Below are 15,946 nucleotides of genomic sequence, written 5' to 3'. Positions count from 1 at the left end.
CCAACAGACAGGATCGGGAGGAGACATCCCATGGCACTGATCATCCCCGGCGTCGAAGTCAAGGTCGTCAAGGAAGTCCTCGCCCCTCAGCTCGCCCCATCGGGCGTCCTGGGGCTGGTCGGCATCGTCGAGAACCCGGCCGCCGGCGTCGGTCGGGCAGCCAGCTGGCGCAGCTTCATCGACGGCTTCGGCGCGGCCAGCGCCTTCAGCCTGCCCGAAGCAGCCCAGGCCCTCGGCAACGGCGTCTTCGAACTGGTCGTCTGTCCGGTTGCCTGCAGCAGCACGGCGAGCGTCAAGCTCCCGGCCACCGCCGGCAACGCCACGGCCTTCACCCTCGTCGCCCGCGCCCCGGGGCCGTGGGGTAACGCCATCTCGGTCAGCATCCTGTCCCGCCAGGTGCCCACCGGCAAGAAGCTCGACAGCGGAGAGGACGAAACCCGCACGGTGTTCGACCTCACCGCCCGCTACGCCGGCAGCGATTACAAGGAAGTGCACCGCAACCTGTCCGCCGACCCGGCCGACCAGATCCGCAACGCCCGCGACGTACTCGCCACCCAGTCCCAGCTGCTGCGTATCAGCGAGGAGCGCGACAAGCTCAAGGCTCCCAAGGACAGCCCCGACATCAAGGACAGCAACGCCGCCGCCTACGCGCTGGCCGGTGCCAGCGATGCAGATCCCGACGCCTACCGCCAGGCCCTCGCCCAGCTCGAGAACGAGGCCGACGTGGACATGGTGCTGGTCTCTGTACAGGACACCAAGGATGCCACCCGGGTCGGCCGCATCTATGCCGACGTGATCAGCCACTGCGACCGCATGAGCGCCCGCAGCCAGGGCCGCATCGGCTTCGGCGAAGTCCCCGGCGCCAGCTCCGCAGAGATTGCAACCGCCGCCGACAAGCTCACTGGCACACTGGTCTCCGACCGCTTCGTGCTGGTTGCCCCGGCCGGCGTCGTCGGCGCAGTGGCCGGCACCACCGGCAGCCTCGACTACTTCCAGTCCCCCACTTTCAAGCGCCTGTCCGGCCTCGGCGAGCCCGCCCCCGCGCTGGGCGTGGAAGCCCAGCAGGAGCTCCTGCGCAAGAATGTGGTGCCCATCGTCGCCCAACGCGGCCGCGGCATTATCGTGATCCGCGGCCTCACCACCGACGGCGACCAGATCAGCGTGCGCCGGGTCGCCGACCACGCGGTACGTGGCGTCAAGACCATCGGCGAGCTCTTCATCGGCCGCCTCAACAACGAGGAAGGCCGCGGTGCCCTGAAGCAGAAGCTGGTCGAATTCCTCGTCCAGATGCAAAAGGAAGGCGCCATCGTGCCCTCTACCGACGGCACCGACCCAGCCTTCAAGCTCAACGTCTATTCGAGCCAGCAGGACTTCGCCCAAGGCATCGTCCGCGTGGATCTGGCCGTCCGCCCGGTCCGGGCCATCGATTACATCTACGCCACGGTCCTGGTCCAGGTCTGAACCGTACTCAGCCCAAGCCGCCGTTTTCCCAGTAGCCCCCAGCCTCTCCGGAGAAGCCTGCCATGCCGACCGTTTTTTCCGCCAATCGCTCCAGCGTGCTGGTCGACGGCGAAGCCATCGAAGGCCTGCAGTCCCTGGCCTACCGCGTCGTCACCGAACGCGAAGACATCCGCGCCGTGGGCAGTGACGAACGCGTTGCAGTGAGTTTCGGCCTGCGCACCGTGCAGGGCGAGATCACCGTCCGTTCGGCCAGCTTCAAGCTAGACGGTCACCTGGACAAGCAGGCCCGCTTCCAACTCGTCGCCAACCTCAAGAAGGACGACGCCGCCGACTCGCCGAAGCGCACCGTTTCCTTCGACGACTGCTACATCGAGGACAAAGCCTTCAGCCTCGGCGCCGGCGGCACGGTCGTCACCGCCTACACCTTTAGCGCGACGCGGATCCGCGAGGAATGAGCCCTTGGGTCCGCTGGAGCTGAACCTCGCCGGCACCGCCTACAGGCTCGACTTCGCGGGCTTCCACCGGCCCCTCGGCGTCGCCACCGACACGCTGGCCGTCACCCTTCAACCCTGGACTTATCGCCGTCACATGGACACCCTTCGCCTGTGCACCGCGCCCTCCGCGGTGGGCTTGCGCCTCGACAGCCGAGTCCTCTGCGATGCGGTGCTCACCGACGTGGCCGCGGATGATGCGGCCCGTCGCGAACTCGCCCCCATCGCCCTGTGGTGGGCCGCAGGCGGCGATGCGCCCCTCGCTCAGCCGCCGGTCGAAGGGGAATGGCTCGATCTCGGCACCTACGACAATCCGGCCCGCGTGCGCCTGCGCCCCTGGACTGAGCACCAGCGCCTCGCCGCCCTCGACGCGAGCCTGTCCGGAGAGCACGACGACAGCTGGTTCGACCCGGTGCGCTACCTGGAGGGCATGGTCGACGCGTCGGTGGTCACCCTCGATGCACCGGCCGGCCTGGACGATCTCGACGCCCGCGCCACCGCCCTGCTGCTCCACGCCACCGTGGCCCTCAATGTTATTGACGAGGAAGCCGACCACCTGCTGCAAGGTGGCGAAGCCGCCCGCCAATGCGCCGCCCGCACCCTGCGGTTGTGCCAGGTGCTGGGCTGGACGCCCACCAAGGTGTGGGCGACGCCCGCCGCCGAGGTGGACCGCCTGCTGCGCATGCTCGACCTGCTGCAACCCGCCCCGCCGACGCCCCGGCGCCTGGCCGATCATCCGGACGCCACGGTGATCCGCATCGACGATGACGGTGACGATGAGGCCGTGGAAAGGATGTCCCGGTGACGACCGGCACCGAGCTCCTCGTCGCCCGCATTCTCCAGCCCCTGGCCCGCAGCCTGGAGGAAGCGCGGCGGAATCTCACGCTGGAGGTGGACGCTGCTCCGGACGATGAAGAGGAGTACCCCGCGCCCCTGTCCTCCGGCACGCCCGCTGCTGCTCCCCCAAGCGTGACAGCCCAGCAGGAGCCCGCCCACGGCATTCGCCCCCAGAAGCAGGCAAAGCAGGAAACGTCGCCAAGCATCGACCGGCCCATCTCCATCCCCGCGGTGATTGACGCAGCATCGCATCCTCCCGCGAGGACAAACGAACCGGCGAACCACGCGCACTTCCAATCGACGCGTGACGGAGCCCGTCCGCCTGCTCCTCATCCCCGGCAATCCGCCGACAACCCCGTCTCGCCACACCAAGCCCCGCAGCCAACAACACGGATAGAGCCGGTCACCGCCCCCGCCTTTCATCACCCTCCCTTCCTGCGCCCGGTGGCAGGCGTGACGGAGCAGCCGGTAGTCCAACGTGAGGGACAGGAAGCACGCGTGTCGTCACCGGAAGAAAGCAGCCCCATCGCGGCGCCGACCTCCATCGAAGTCAGCACAGAACGATCGACCAGAGCTCCCGCGCTGCTGCGCGCCATTCCGCCAGCATCCCGCTTCGCAGCGGACGCGCCTTCGTCAGCGGACGCGGAGCCAAGTCCGACACCTTTCCCCCCCCCCGTTGCCAAGCCGGCCCCTGGCACGCCTTCACAACAGGAAGCCCGCGAGGTACCCGCCGCCACGACCGGAAAAGCCGTGCCGACCGCGCCCGAATCTTCCAGCCGACGCCCGAGGCATTGGCGCCTGAAAAAACCGCTCACTGATGCAGCCACCACGCCGTCAGCTCAGATCGGCGACACGCCGGAAGCAGTGGGCCCGTCACAAACCGCGGCGCCCGCCCCACTGCCCGTAGCATCGTCTTCCCGCAACGCGCCCGTCGGACGCGTCGCCGACGCGATGGCCCCCGTGCTCGACAAGGCCTGGCAACTCACCGACAGCAGCCTGCGCGACAGCGACGACAATCCGGCCCCCGCAATGGCGGCCGGCCCCCGCGTCAACAACCATTTCCACGTCAGCGTGGCGCTGGCCGGCGAGAGCTCGGCCCCCCGCGACGCGCAGGAACTCGAGACGGCCCTCATCGCCCTGCTTCGCGATGCGGCCCGCCGCCAGGGGCTGGACGTATGAAGCCCGTCCGCCAGAATGCCTACCAGGTACAGATCGGCAGCGTGCTGGTCAGCAGCAAGGCCAGCGAATCCCACCGCCAGTTGCTGCAGCTGTGCGTCGACCTGAACATGGACGGCCCAGGCGCGGCCTGCACCATCGAGCTGGCGGACAGCAACGTGGCGCCGCCGAACGCCGGCGATGCCGTCACCGTCAAGCTGGATGTCGGCGATGGCGCACAGACCGTCTTCACCGGCGCGCTCGCCGACAGCACGGCCCGGGCTACTGGCCAGACCCTCATTGCCCACGGCGCGATTGCCGAGCTCGGCCGCCACGAAGTGGAAGGCGCCTACGACAGCGTCTCCGCCGATTTCATCATCAAGGACCTGATCGGCCAGGTCGGCGCGTCGGCAGGCACCATCAGCAAGGGACCGGACCTGTCAGGCTGGGCGCTGCACCGCGGCCCCACGGCCCTCGGCCACCTGCGCCGCCTGGCCCTGCTGTGCGGCGCCGACCTGTTTGCCGACGGCGACGGCAAGATCCACTGCGCCGCCCCGAAGACCGGCGCCTCCGATCACCGGTTCAAGTTCGGCGAAACAGTGATCCGGCTGGCCATCCAGAAATGTAGCCCGGCCTTCGACAGCATCGAGGTGTGGGGTGAAGGCTCAGCCAGTGCCAAGGGGGCCGACAAGGTCCACTGGCTCAGCACCGACCTGGCTGGCGTCAGCGCAAAGGCCGCCGTCGGCAGCGACGGCCAGGTCCAGGCCGGCAAGCTCGGCACGCGCCCGTTCCGGCTCCGGGAAGGCGCACTGCGCTCCGGCGAGGCCGTCGAAGCCGTCGCCAAGGCCTGGGCCACCAGCCTGGCCACCCGCCTGCTCGGCGGCAGCCTGGAAGTGTTCGCCGCCCCCAAGGTCCAACCCGGCGACCTCGTCTCCATTGACGCCCTACCCACCGACCATGCCGCCGCCAGCCTGCTCGGCCAGGGCGGCACGCTGCGCGTCCGCCACGTCCGCCACCTGCTGGATCGCCAGCGCGGCACCACCACCCGGCTGGGCTTCTGAAGATGAGCGTGCGCATCGGCAAGATCGAGCTCACCGGCGTGCAGGATCTGCACACCGAGGAAGCGCGCACCCTCGTCGAACAGCGGGTGCCCGAACAGCAGGGCAGCGTGTTCCAGGATCTGGGGCGCGAGCCGGTCACCATCCTCATCGACGGCCTGCTGCTCGGCGAAGAAGCCCTGTCGTCCCTCGAGACCCTGCGCCAAGCCCACACCAAGGCAGAACCGCAGTCCTTCGCGGCCGACCTGGTGGTCGGCACGGACCTCACCGAAGTCATCATCGAGGACTTCAAGGTCCGCCAGGTGGCCGGCTATCGGGACCGCTTCCGCTTCAGCCTGCGCCTGCGCGAGTACATCGAGCCGCCCCAGGCCAGCGACGCCGCTCTCGCCGACGTCAACAGCGGCATCGCCAGCGATGCCGCCGCATGGAGCGAGGGCAGCCTGGCGGCGGCCGGCGTGCTGCAGGATCCGGCCTCCCTGTCGGCGGCCCTCGCCGCCCAGCCGGCCCTGCTCGACAGCCTCGACATGGATGCCCTCGGCGACGCCGTTGCCAACAATCTCGACAGCCTGGACACGGGCCAGCTCAACGGCGTGCTCGACACCCTCGCCGCGGCCGACCCGAGCAAGGCCAGCGGCTTCTTCGACGCGCTGGGCAAGGCCGGCGCCCTCGGCCCGATGCTGTCCAAGTACGTCCAGGAAGGTGCTGCCTTCCTGAAGCAGCTCGATCCGTCCAAGTTCAGTTCGCTGATGAAGGCCTTCTCCGGTGGTCTCGAATTCCTCAACCAGCTCAAGAAGGTGCTCGACGCGGCGGGCCGCCTGGCCGGCGACATCAAGGATCTCAAGCTGCCGCCGGAGCTCGACCACATCGTCAAGGGAGGGCTGAAATGAGCAGCGCTGCCGACATCGTGCGCGACCTCGCCGCCCTAGTGCAGGCACTGGCCACCCTGCTGGAAACCAAGACCGCCCGGGAGATTCCCAACATCGCCCGCGACCTCGGCGCCCAGCCGCAGCTGGCCCAGGGCGTCGACGCGCTCGGCCGGGTGCTCGGCGAAATCCGTGCCGGCGCCGTGCCACTGCGCCGCACCGCCCTCGATGCCGACGCGCTGGTTGCCCTGCTCGGCTGCATCCCGGGCTTCGTCAACGGTATCGGCGCGGCAACCGACGCCTCCGGCGACTGGCTGGCCCGCCTAGGCATCGGCCTGGGCGACGCCGCTGGCGCCGCCCGGCAGGTGTCGGGGCCGGTCCGCCAGGTGTCCGGCGTACTCGACATGGGCGTGGAGGTCGCCGAAGGTGCCGTCTCCCTGCTCGCCCCCGCCGAGTGGCGAGGCCTCATCAGCGCTCTCGACCATCTTTCCGAATCCCTCAAGGCCCTCAAGACGCCTGCCCCGACCACCCCCGCCAGCGCCACATCCGGCGCCGCTCTTTCTGGAGGATAAGCACCATGCCCGACAACACGCCCGTTCCCGCGCCCACCTCCGATGGCCGCGCCGACAATCCCTTCCGTGCCGTCGCCATCCTGCTCGACGGGGTGCGCGTCGCCCTCGAGAACAGCAAGCGCCAGGACCAGGCCCCGCGCTGGGTGCGCGTCGTGCGCGTGCGCGAGTTCCGCGACGATGCCATCGCCAAGGGCGTCATGAAGGCCCTCGACGTGCTCACGCTGGCGATAGCCTATCTTCAGCGTTTCACCCTCGACGCCAACGACCTGCTGATCCAGGGCGACGCCGCCAAAGCCCTCGTCGAGGTCTCCGCCGAATTCATCAAGACCGCCACCAGCAAGGAGTTCATCAACTCCCTCGAACTGGCCGTCGGCCAGGAGCCGAGCCCCGATTCGCCGATTCCCGACGTCGCCAACATCATCGACAAGATCGTCCAGATCGCCGACAAGGTTCCCGAACCCGACGACCTGAAGGTCATCGGCGCATCCCTCTACAAGCTGCTCGGCATCGAGCAGGCACCGCTCGATGAAGCCAAGCTGGGCACAACCACCGAGAGCCACGTGGTCCTCGCCCACACCGGCACCCTGCGCCTGCTGCAGTTCGGCTTCGACCAGAACTTCAAACTGCAGAATTTCGGCAAGGGCGCCAGCGTCTCCTCCCTCGACATCAACCGCCTCGGCGCCCGCCGCCTGTGGGAAGCCGGCAGCGACAAGCTGCCGCTCAAGTCAATCGGCAAGTTCGGCGAGGCCCCCGACGTGGAAACCGTGTGGGAGCTCGACTTCTCCACCGACAAGGCCGGCAGCGACGTGCAGGACGCCAACGCGATCCTCGAGGCCCTCGGCTACGTCACCCCCAACGTGGCCGACCGCAAGGTTTTCAGCCCGGAGTTCGCCGGCCGCCTGCGCACCTTCCAGCAGATCAACGAACTGCCGGTCAGCGGCAAGCTCGATAACGCCACCCTCAACCGGCTGCTGCACCTGGACTATGACGCCAAGAACCTCAAGCGGGCCAAGCGCTTCAAGGCCGACGCCCTGCCGAAGGGCTTCGATCCGCTGAAGGCCCCGGCCTGATCCGGCGAGTACAACAGATCCAGCCATGAGCGATCCGATCGACATCATCCGCGCGGTGGTCCGCGACGAGCTGCGCAGCCTGCGCCTCGGCGACCTGGCAGTGGTGACCAGCGTCTTCCCCCACACGGGGGAGGACGACGGCAACAACCACGAATGCACGGTCCAGCTGCGCGAGGGCGGCCTCGAACTGCGCAAGGTCCCCATCGCCACGCCCCATGTGGGGATGGTGAGCCCACCGCAGGTCGGGGACTTGGTGCTGCTCAGCTACGTCGGCGGCGACCCGAACCGGGCCGTCGTCGTCGGCCGCCTGTACTCCGAGAAGATCAATCCGCCGGTCCACAAAGAAAAGGAATGGCATGCCTTTGCCACGGCCGACGGCGTCAGCAGCTTCGCCATCGACGCCGACGAATCGTGCATCGTCACCGCCGGCAAGACCATCGTGACGGTGAAGAAGGACGGCAACGTGGAAGTGAAGGGCGAGGCCGACCTCGCCATCGAGGTGAAGGGGACGCTCACGATCAAATGCACCGACTTCACGCTGGATGCCTCCGGCAACGTGGACCTGGGCAAGAACGGCGCCGGCGTGATCACCGAGCAATCTCACAAGTGCTACTACACCGGCAAGGCCCTGGTGCCGTCCGGCACCGTCAAGGCCAAGGGCTGACGGGAGGAGAGCCAGACATGCCCGCCCCGACCTCCAGCCAGATCGAATCCCCCGCCAGCGGCTTCCTCATGGCCACCGGCCTGCAGGGGGAGGATATTCCCGGCCTCGCCACCGCCATTGCCAACACCGCCGGCCAGGCGCTGACGATGTTCCTGTCCCAGGCCATGGTAATGCCCGGCATCCCGGTAGCTGCCGATCCGATCACCGGCAGCGGATCCACCGCCGGCCCCGGCAAACTGATGCCGCCGCCGGCCGGTGGCCCCGGCGCGTCGCAGCTGGAAGGTCTGGCCAGCGCCCAGTGCCAGGGGCAGGGCCTGCGCGGCGAGGATGCGGACGGACTGGCCAAGACCATCGCTGGCACCATCGCCCAGGCCATCAACCTGTTCTGCGCCCAGAGCATGGTAATGCCCGGCGTCGCCGTGGCCGGTTTTGTCAGCGCCGCACCGGGCATGCTCCAGCCGGTACCGCTGCAGTCCCCGCTGGAAGGCTTCGCCAACGGCCTGCTCAGCCAGAACGGCCTGCGCGGCGAAGACGCCCCCAAGCTGGCCCAGGCCCTCGCCCAGAGCGTGGACCTGGCCCTCACCCTGTTCGCGTCCCAGGTCCTGGTGTCGCCCGGAATCCCCTGCCCGCCCGGCGCCAGCGCCGGCCCTGGACGACTGATGTGAAAGAGGCCACCCCGATGACGACCACCCCCGATCCGTTCGGCAGCGACCTGCGCCTGGTCTTTCCCCGCGGGGAAACCGGCGTAGACCTGGCCCTCGGCCTGCAGGACCTGGAAACCATCAACGGCCTCGAAAACCTTGTCCAGGCTCTGACCCTGCGCCTGCTGGTGGACCGCGGCGAACTGGCCGGCCTCGCCCACCCCCGCTACGGCAGCCGCATCCGCGACCTGATCGGTGAGCCCCTCGACCGCCCGAACCTCGAACTGCTGCGCCGCTACGTGCGCCAGGAGCTGCTGCGCGACCCCCGCGTCGAGGAGGTGCTGCAAGTCACCGTCACGCCCCACGCCCCACGCTGCGACGGCGTCGACGTGGTCGCCCGGGTTCGCGCCATCGGTGGCCAGGAAGCCGGCGTGGAGGTGCGCATCGATGCCGCTTGACCGGGTCTTCATCAAGAAGGATTTCGCCGAGGTGGTGGATGCCCTGCTGACCGACATCGGCTCGGGCATGGGCGGCCGCGTGGCGCTGACTGACGCCAACGAAGGCAGCGTGGTGCGCACCCTCGCCGAAGCCTTCGCCCGCGAACTGGCGGTCTGCTACGAACAACTCGACACGGTCTACCGCAACGCCTACCTGGAGAGCGCCAGCGGACCCGCCCTCGACAACGTCGTCGCCCTGCTCGGCATCGAGCGCCAGCGCGGCGGCCACCTGGAAGGCACAGCCCTGTTCGGCCGCGGCCAGCCGGCCCCGGAAGACATCCACATCCCCCTCGGCACGCTGGTCGCCGGGCGCGACGTGCCCCTCTTCGCGACCACCGCCAACGCGGTGCTCGGCAAGGGCGAACGCCAGCTGATGGTCGGCGTCCGCGCGGTGGAGCCGGGCGGCAATACCGTCAAGGCCAACGCCCTCGCCACGCTGCCACGGCCGATCGCCGGCATCGACACGGTCGGCAATCCCGGCGACCTGGTCCTCCGCCAGCGCGAAGAAACCGACGACGAGCTGCGCGCCCGCGCCCGCCGGCTGGTGCAGTCCTCCAACACTGGCACGGTGTCGGCACTGGAACAGGCTGCCCGCAGCCTGGGCATCCAGGAAGTGCAGGTGATGGAGAACCCTGGCGGCCGTCCCGGCGAGGTAGACGTGATCCTCGGCGACAAGGACATCCCCGCCGACCTGCTCGAAGAGGTACGTAACCGCCTGGAGGACGTGCGCCCGGCCGGCATCGTGCTGCGCTGCGGGCCGGCGACCCCGGTGTTCGTGCAGGTCACGGCAACACTGACCCTCAATGCCGAGCTCTCCGAACGGGAACAGAAGGACATTGAGAAGCGCCTTGGCGCTACCCTCATCGATTACTTCGGCAAGCTGAAGGTCGGCGAGGCTGTGCGCGAGGCCAAGGTCCGCTCCCTACTGCTCGGTCACGATGCGATCGTCGGCTGCGGCCGAACCGGCCAGCGCCAGCTGCTGGAGCCCTTCGTGTGGCAGGACGGCAATGGCCTCCAGTCGGTGGCTTTCCGCGCCCTGATCGGCAACGGCGACGTGCTGGCCAGCCCCGGCGAACGCATCAGTCTCTACCCGGAAGCCCTGCCGCTGCGCCTGAGCATCGAACCGCCCAAGCTCAATGTGTGGGTGGATGCGAACCTGACTCTCGCCGCCGGCACGCCGACCAACGGACTGCTGGCCCGCGTGACCAACGCCCTCAAGGACGCCTTCGACAGGGCCACCCGCCAGGCGGCGGAGGATGCACCTGCCGAGGTCGCCTACGCCACGCTGCACGACACCGTCGCCGCTGTCACCGGCGACAGCGCCCTGGCGCGCCTGCGCGTCACCGTCATCCATGAGCGGGACGGGCTCGCGGAAGAACTCGACGACGCCAGCGGGCAGGCCCATGTGAGCGTGCGCGAACAGCCCATGCCGCGGACCATCACGCTGCGCATGGAGAACGGCGATGTCTGACCCGCGGCGGCGGCGGGAACGCCTACTGCAGCTGCTGCCGCGCATCTATACGGCGCAGCCCGAGCGAAGCGCGGTGGCCGCCGTCATCGGCGGCCTGGCCGCCAGCCTGGCCCGCCTCGACGACGCGCTCACCCGCGTGCAGTACGACCGCTGGGTCGGCCTGGCCAGTACCCAGCGGCAGGGTGCGGACAACGCCAGCGCGGTGGAACAACTCGGCCAACTGCTGCAGGTCGCCCGCCTCCCGCCGCGCCTCAACCACGCCGGCTACGACAGGCCGTCCCCCGACCGGCTGGAGATCCGCTTCGACCACAGCGCACCGCGGGACGAAGCCCTGACCGAACTGATCGGCGAAGGCTGGCGGCGCCCGCGCAACGGCCGCCCGCCCCTCGATCCGGCAGAAGCCCTCGGCGCTCTGTTCCCCGGCCTCACCTTCGCGCTCGGCAACGATGAATTCAACCTGAGCGTCACCACAGATAGCGCGGCCGGCGCCGACAGACTGGCGCCCTTCCTGGCGGTGCTCAACCCGGAGCCCGGTGAAACCTACCGCCAGCGCCTGCTAGTCACCGCCCGCGTACGCACCGGCGGCCTGGCCACCCCGCGGGCGCTGCTGTCCCTGGCCATTGCCGACCTCGGCGCCGAACCCTGCCCGCGCCTGCTGCGCCGGCAGGACAGCACCCTTGCCTTCGGCATGCCGCCGGGCACCCGCAAGCGCTGCAGCGCCTGCGGCGGCAAGGGCGACATGGCCTGCCCCAACCGCAGCACAGCCGTCGTCGAAGCCTGGCTCACCGAAAACCCGAGCCTGCCGGCCAATCATGCCGAAAGCGCGCCGCGCCTGCGCCGTCCGTTTGCCATCAGCAATCCGAGCCTGCACCCCGACCGCCCGGTGCTGAGCCTCAAGATCACCGAACAACCCGCGGCCTACCCGGCCATCCGCAGCATCGACACCGGCGAGATCACCCTCTACGCGGGCACCGTGAAGCCTGGTGAAACCCTGATGCTCTACCCCGCTGTCACCCCCGCCGAAGCCGCCCCCTTCGACGGCTTCGACGCCCCCGGCCACCACGCCTGGCTCAGCGCCCACCCGACGGGGCAGGCGCTGCTGATCGGGCCCGACGGCATGGAGCGAGACGTCAGCCATTCGATCTTCTACCTGTGGGGCAACCGCTTCGACGATCCCCAGTCGAGCCTCGGCGCGATGCGCTGCGGCGTGCTCGACCAGCGAGTCCTCACGCCGCGCCTGCAATGTGGCAGCAATCAATGGATGCTGCTGACTTTCGCCCAACCCGACGCCGAATTCGCCGACGCCACGACCACCGTCCATACCTCCCGCTTCGCCGGGCACGACGACGCGGGCGGCACCAGCTTCGCGCTGCTCGATGGCTCCATCAGCCGCAGCGACTCCCGCTACGCCTCCATCCTGTTCGAGTCCTTCAGCAAGACGGACACCGGTACGGCTAGCGAGGAGACCACTATCAATGCACCGCGTCTGTCCCTGCGCCTCGACTGGATGGCGCGCCCGCCAGCCAGCTATCGGCTGCGGGTTCCCAAGAGCGGCTGGGTCTCCGCCGCCGCCGCCCGCGGCGCCCTCAAACTGCTGCGCAGCGACGTCACCCGGGCCACCGCCGCCGGCGTGCGGGCAATGGTGGACTTCCCGGAGCCCCCACGCCGCGAGGATGTCATGCCCGCCGACGGACTGTCCGCGGTCGCCCTCGCCCAGCGCTGGACGGAAGACGCTGCCCCGACTGACGGAGCACTGCAGACCGGCCTCGGCCTGACCTCCCAGGAGAGGCACGCGCCCGGCGAAGGACGCTTTTCGATGCAGGTGGTGTTCGATACCACCCGCCTGGACTGGAGCCATGCGGGGTGAATCGCCCCGAGGAGTTGAAGAAGATGCCCATGAAGGAATGCCACGGCCTCGCCGGCCGCCTCTCGATCGAACTGCGCGATGCCAGCGGCCGCGTGGTGGAGAAGCGCCGCGTTGACAACCTGATCACCAATGCCGGCCGCAATCTGCTGGCCCGCCTGTTCGCCGGCGCCGCCCAGGGGCCCGAGCTGCGCATCGCCGTCGGCGGCCAGGGCGGCACGGTAAGCCTCGACGACACCGCCCTCGGCGATCCATTGGACTCGGTCCCGGCCAGTATCCCAAGCATCGCGCTGGCCGACCATGATGGGCAGCCACGCATCACCGCCCGCGTCACGGCCACGCTACCGGCCTCCGGGAGCGCCGACCCGCAGGCCCTGCAGGAGGCCGGCATCCTGATCAGCCTGCCGAGTGCCGAAGCGGTGCTCTACAACCGCGTGACCTTTCCGCTCATCAACCGGGCGGGCAACCTGGAAATGACGCTGACCTGGGAGGTGATTTTCTGATGGCCGACACACCCGATCCCTATCTCCGCAAGGACCCGGGCGACATCATGCTCGCCGCCGACTGGAACGAGATGCAGGTGCGGGCCCGCAGCGAGCTGCGTGCTCACGACCATACCGGCGACACCGCCCGCCAGATTCCCCGTGACGGCATCCAGGACAAGGCCATCGACGCCAGCAAGATCGATCCGGACATCAAGCTCAGCCTGAAGGAGCTCACGGTCAGCGGCCCGTTGAAGGTAACGGGCACCAGCCAGCTCGCCGACATCCGTGCAGCCCTCGCCAGCTTTTCGGGCCCCAGCCTGACCACCGCCGGCAACCTCGGCATCGGCACCGACAGTCCCGAGAACGCCGAAGGTTGGAACCGGGTCGCCGACCTGGTCGGCGCCGAGCACGCCAAGCTGTCGGTACGCGCCGGTGACATCGACGGCCGGTTGATGAGCCACGTCGGCGGCTTTTTCGGCGCGGAAGCCGGCATGATCATCGGCACCAAGAGCCCTCACCCCCTCTCCTTCGTGACCGCCGGCGCATTGCGGCTCAAAGTGCACTCGGCCAAAGCGGAAGACGGTACCGAGACACCGATCGTCGAACTCTTTCCCGGCAACAATCCGCTACGCTTCTCCTCCGCCTGGACCAGCCGGGCAGCTGGTGGAAACACGGCTGAAATCAGCAACGACACCCAGATCTACAAGACCCTGATGCTCGTCGGCAACAACAGTGCCGGCCTCGGGCGCCGCGTCTCCGTGTGGGACCGGCTGGACGTCAACGGCAGCATCTACACCCACGGCATCGACGTCAGCACCGAGATCGGCCAGCACATGACTGCCGACGGCACCTTCTACCGCTGGCAGGGGCAGGTCTACATCAACGTGGACGACAACCTGTACATCCGCGACAGCAGCCGCGGCATCCGCATGCACTTCGACACCATCAACGGCGTATTCAAGACCGACGTGCTGCGCCTGGGCGACAAGTGGCGGCTGTCGGGCACCGGCGACCACGAGGCCAACGACGACTGGCTGCGGCTCAAGAACGTGGCCAACAACGCCTACTGGGGCGGCTTCGCCGCGTCGAAAATGTGGACCATGCAAGGCCAGTACCAACAATCGGACCAGCGCCTGAAATGCAATATCCAGGAGATCGACCGGGCTCTGCCCCGGCTGAGCCAACTGCGCGGCGTCAGCTTCAACTGGAAGAGTGATTCCTCGCGGGAGGTACTCGGGCTACTCGCCCAGGACGTTGAGGCGGTCCTGCCACAGGCCGTCAGTGAAGGCCCCGACGGCTGGAAGGGTATCGATACCTCGGCGGTGGTGGCCCTGCTGGTTCAGGCCATGAAGGAGCAACAGGCGATGATCGATGACCTGCGCAGCGCCCTTCCGCTGCGCAACTGACGGAGCGCCCCATGGCCGAACGCCCCGATCCCTACGTGAAGCGCAGCGCCGGCGACATCATCCGCGCCGACGACTGGAACGAAGCCCAGGTACTGGCCCGCGAGGCCCTGGCCGGCCACGATCACGGCACCGGCAATGGCGCCCCCATCCCACGGGAAGGGATACGCGAGAAAGCCATCGACGGCAGCCGCATCGATCCGGCCGCCAGCGTCACGGTCCAGAACCTCGAAGTGCGCGGCGGCCTCAAGCTGAGCACCCACGACCTGACCACCCAGATCAACGACATCCTCACCAGCCTCGGCAACACACTCGGCCGCAACGGCGGCGCTATCAAGGGAAGCCTATCGATCAGCGAGCGCCTGACCCTGGGCAGCGAGCGAGCGCCGAGCAGCCGCCTGCAACTGGGCAACCTCACCGCCATCGACGCCGGCGGACGCAACGAGGCGTGGACCAACCTGGGCTCCAACGCCTACTACGACGGCGCCTGGAAACGCATCGACAACAGCAAGGCCGGCGTCAACGTACACATGAACCCGGACGCCGACGGACAGGAATTCCGCTTCCTGCGCGTCGAGGCCGACGGTGGCAACCTGCGCAACATCGCCACCCTCGGCAGCAAGGTGTGCGCCATCACCGAGGCCAGCGTGGGGATCGGCACCGGTGCACCGGCCGGCCGCCTGGACGTACGCGGCGCCATCCACGCCGGCGGCTCCGACCTTTACTTCACCGAAACCGGCCACCGCCACACCGGCTTCGGCAACCATGCCGGCTACGCCGCCCTCGAGAACGACGGCGGCGACTACAACGCACTGATGATCCTCGGCCGGTCCACCGGCGGGCCGCTGGGACGGGTCGTGAAGATCTGGGACAACGTGTTCATCGCCGGCAACCTGGGCACCCACGGCTTCTCGCCGGTCCCCAAGACGCCGGGCTGGCAGGGTGGCATCCACACCTACGACATCGAGGCCGAGGCCACCATCTGGGCGCGCAACAACGTGCAGACAGGCAACCGCGACCTCGCCGAGAACTTCGATACCGTCGAAGAGCTGGAAGCCGGCGACGTGGTCAGCCTCGACCCGGACGGCAGCGGCATGCTGCGCTGCCGCCGCAGCGAGGATCCGCTGGTCCTCGGCGTCGTGTCGTCCCAACCCGGCCTGCTACTGGGTGCCGACCCGGCCCGCCGCATTCCTCGCCCCGGCGAATACCCGGTCGCCCTGTCGGGCCGGGTGCCCTGCAAGGTCAGTGGCGAGAACGGCCCGATCCGCCGCGGCGACCTGCTGACCAGCGCCAGCCTGCCCGGCCACGCCATGCGCGCCGACGATGCCCTAGTCGGAACCACCATCGGCAAGGCCCTCGACGCCTTCGACGGCGGGCAGGGCCTCATCGACATCTTCGTATTCCTCCGCTGACC

General features: G+C 68.8%; 16 protein-coding genes. All 16 read left to right on the top strand.

The window, feature by feature from the left end; translation table 11 throughout:
• Positions 1 to 30 precede the first annotated feature (30 nt).
• The 16 genes from AC1PPK_RS08670 (at position 31) to AC1PPK_RS08595 (ending at position 15,944) form a co-directional block, all read left to right on the top strand.
• Entirely contained in the window at positions 31 to 1,461 is a 1,431-nt protein-coding gene (locus AC1PPK_RS08670; RefSeq protein WP_481117437.1) for a phage tail sheath subtilisin-like domain-containing protein, read from the top strand.
• Between the two features lie 62 nt (positions 1,462 to 1,523).
• Positions 1,524 to 1,916: a hypothetical protein gene (locus tag AC1PPK_RS08665; RefSeq protein ID WP_481117436.1), complete on the top strand. Its 393-nt coding sequence runs from the start codon at positions 1,524 to 1,526 to the stop codon at positions 1,914 to 1,916.
• 4 nt (positions 1,917 to 1,920) lie between these two features.
• On the top strand, positions 1,921 to 2,757 hold the full coding sequence (locus tag AC1PPK_RS08660; RefSeq protein WP_481117435.1) for a hypothetical protein: 837 nt from the start codon (positions 1,921 to 1,923) through the stop codon (positions 2,755 to 2,757).
• A 782-nt stretch (positions 2,758 to 3,539) separates the two neighbouring features.
• The gene (locus AC1PPK_RS08655; RefSeq protein ID WP_481117434.1) at positions 3,540 to 3,968 is read left to right on the top strand and encodes a hypothetical protein; all 429 of its coding nucleotides are present in this window, start codon (positions 3,540 to 3,542) and stop codon (positions 3,966 to 3,968) included.
• Positions 3,965 to 5,005, top strand: coding sequence for a hypothetical protein (locus AC1PPK_RS08650; RefSeq protein WP_481117433.1), 1,041 nt, complete (start codon positions 3,965 to 3,967; stop codon positions 5,003 to 5,005). Before AC1PPK_RS08655 ends, AC1PPK_RS08650 begins: the two co-directional genes overlap by 4 nt.
• Positions 5,006 to 5,007: 2 nt before the next feature.
• Positions 5,008 to 5,889, top strand: coding sequence for a hypothetical protein (locus tag AC1PPK_RS08645; protein ID WP_481117432.1), 882 nt, complete (start codon positions 5,008 to 5,010; stop codon positions 5,887 to 5,889).
• A complete protein-coding gene (locus tag AC1PPK_RS08640; RefSeq protein WP_481117431.1) occupies positions 5,886 to 6,437 on the top strand; it encodes a hypothetical protein in 552 nt (183 codons plus the stop codon). Before AC1PPK_RS08645 ends, AC1PPK_RS08640 begins: the two co-directional genes overlap by 4 nt.
• A 5-nt stretch (positions 6,438 to 6,442) precedes the next feature.
• Positions 6,443 to 7,507, top strand: a complete 1,065-nt coding sequence (locus AC1PPK_RS08635; RefSeq protein ID WP_481117430.1) for a peptidoglycan-binding domain-containing protein — start codon at positions 6,443 to 6,445, stop codon at positions 7,505 to 7,507.
• A gap of 25 nt (positions 7,508 to 7,532) precedes the next feature.
• A complete protein-coding gene (locus AC1PPK_RS08630; protein WP_481117429.1) occupies positions 7,533 to 8,171 on the top strand; it encodes a phage baseplate assembly protein V in 639 nt (212 codons plus the stop codon).
• Between the two features lie 17 nt (positions 8,172 to 8,188).
• Positions 8,189 to 8,836 (top strand): hypothetical protein, encoded by a 648-nt coding sequence (locus tag AC1PPK_RS08625; RefSeq protein ID WP_481117428.1) that lies wholly within the window; start codon positions 8,189 to 8,191, stop codon positions 8,834 to 8,836.
• Positions 8,837 to 8,850: 14 nt separating this feature from the next.
• Complete coding sequence (locus AC1PPK_RS08620) at positions 8,851 to 9,270, top strand: hypothetical protein (protein ID WP_481117427.1); 420 nt, start codon at positions 8,851 to 8,853, stop codon at positions 9,268 to 9,270.
• Positions 9,260 to 10,780, top strand: coding sequence for a baseplate J/gp47 family protein (locus AC1PPK_RS08615; protein WP_481117426.1), 1,521 nt, complete (start codon positions 9,260 to 9,262; stop codon positions 10,778 to 10,780). Before AC1PPK_RS08620 ends, AC1PPK_RS08615 begins: the two co-directional genes overlap by 11 nt.
• Positions 10,773 to 12,647 (top strand): hypothetical protein, encoded by a 1,875-nt coding sequence (locus tag AC1PPK_RS08610; protein ID WP_481117425.1) that lies wholly within the window; start codon positions 10,773 to 10,775, stop codon positions 12,645 to 12,647. The genes AC1PPK_RS08615 and AC1PPK_RS08610 overlap by 8 nt, the downstream gene beginning before the upstream one ends.
• A gap of 23 nt (positions 12,648 to 12,670) precedes the next feature.
• Complete coding sequence (locus AC1PPK_RS08605) at positions 12,671 to 13,147, top strand: hypothetical protein (RefSeq protein ID WP_481117424.1); 477 nt, start codon at positions 12,671 to 12,673, stop codon at positions 13,145 to 13,147.
• Positions 13,147 to 14,535, top strand: coding sequence for a tail fiber domain-containing protein (locus AC1PPK_RS08600; RefSeq protein WP_481117423.1), 1,389 nt, complete (start codon positions 13,147 to 13,149; stop codon positions 14,533 to 14,535). Before AC1PPK_RS08605 ends, AC1PPK_RS08600 begins: the two co-directional genes overlap by 1 nt.
• Positions 14,536 to 14,546: 11 nt before the next feature.
• Positions 14,547 to 15,944 carry a hypothetical protein gene (locus tag AC1PPK_RS08595; RefSeq protein WP_481117422.1) on the top strand — a complete coding sequence of 466 codons (1,398 nt, stop codon included), beginning with the start codon at positions 14,547 to 14,549 and terminating at the stop codon, positions 15,942 to 15,944.
• Positions 15,945 to 15,946 lie beyond the last annotated feature (2 nt).

The sequence above is a fragment of the Zoogloea sp. JDB1 genome (genome assembly GCF_056724025.1).
This window is presented reverse-complemented; position numbering and strand designations above follow the sequence as displayed.

Excerpts from the sequence above, each read along its gene's own strand:
- AC1PPK_RS08595 (WP_481117422.1), top strand. The coding sequence starts at position 14,547 with ATGGCCGAACGCCCCGATCCCTACGTGAAGCGCAGCGCCGGCGACATC.
- AC1PPK_RS08645 (WP_481117432.1), top strand. The coding sequence starts at position 5,008 with ATGAGCGTGCGCATCGGCAAGATCGAGCTCACCGGCGTGCAGGATCTG.
- AC1PPK_RS08625 (WP_481117428.1), top strand. The coding sequence starts at position 8,189 with ATGCCCGCCCCGACCTCCAGCCAGATCGAATCCCCCGCCAGCGGCTTC.
- AC1PPK_RS08630 (WP_481117429.1), top strand. The coding sequence starts at position 7,533 with ATGAGCGATCCGATCGACATCATCCGCGCGGTGGTCCGCGACGAGCTG.
- AC1PPK_RS08605 (WP_481117424.1), top strand. The coding sequence starts at position 12,671 with ATGCCCATGAAGGAATGCCACGGCCTCGCCGGCCGCCTCTCGATCGAA.
- AC1PPK_RS08615 (WP_481117426.1), top strand. The coding sequence starts at position 9,260 with ATGCCGCTTGACCGGGTCTTCATCAAGAAGGATTTCGCCGAGGTGGTG.
- AC1PPK_RS08650 (WP_481117433.1), top strand. The coding sequence starts at position 3,965 with ATGAAGCCCGTCCGCCAGAATGCCTACCAGGTACAGATCGGCAGCGTG.
- AC1PPK_RS08640 (WP_481117431.1), top strand. The coding sequence starts at position 5,886 with ATGAGCAGCGCTGCCGACATCGTGCGCGACCTCGCCGCCCTAGTGCAG.
- AC1PPK_RS08610 (WP_481117425.1), top strand. The coding sequence starts at position 10,773 with ATGTCTGACCCGCGGCGGCGGCGGGAACGCCTACTGCAGCTGCTGCCG.
- AC1PPK_RS08665 (WP_481117436.1), top strand. The coding sequence starts at position 1,524 with ATGCCGACCGTTTTTTCCGCCAATCGCTCCAGCGTGCTGGTCGACGGC.
- AC1PPK_RS08635 (WP_481117430.1), top strand. The coding sequence starts at position 6,443 with ATGCCCGACAACACGCCCGTTCCCGCGCCCACCTCCGATGGCCGCGCC.
- AC1PPK_RS08600 (WP_481117423.1), top strand. The coding sequence starts at position 13,147 with ATGGCCGACACACCCGATCCCTATCTCCGCAAGGACCCGGGCGACATC.
- AC1PPK_RS08620 (WP_481117427.1), top strand. The coding sequence starts at position 8,851 with ATGACGACCACCCCCGATCCGTTCGGCAGCGACCTGCGCCTGGTCTTT.
- AC1PPK_RS08670 (WP_481117437.1), top strand. The coding sequence starts at position 31 with ATGGCACTGATCATCCCCGGCGTCGAAGTCAAGGTCGTCAAGGAAGTC.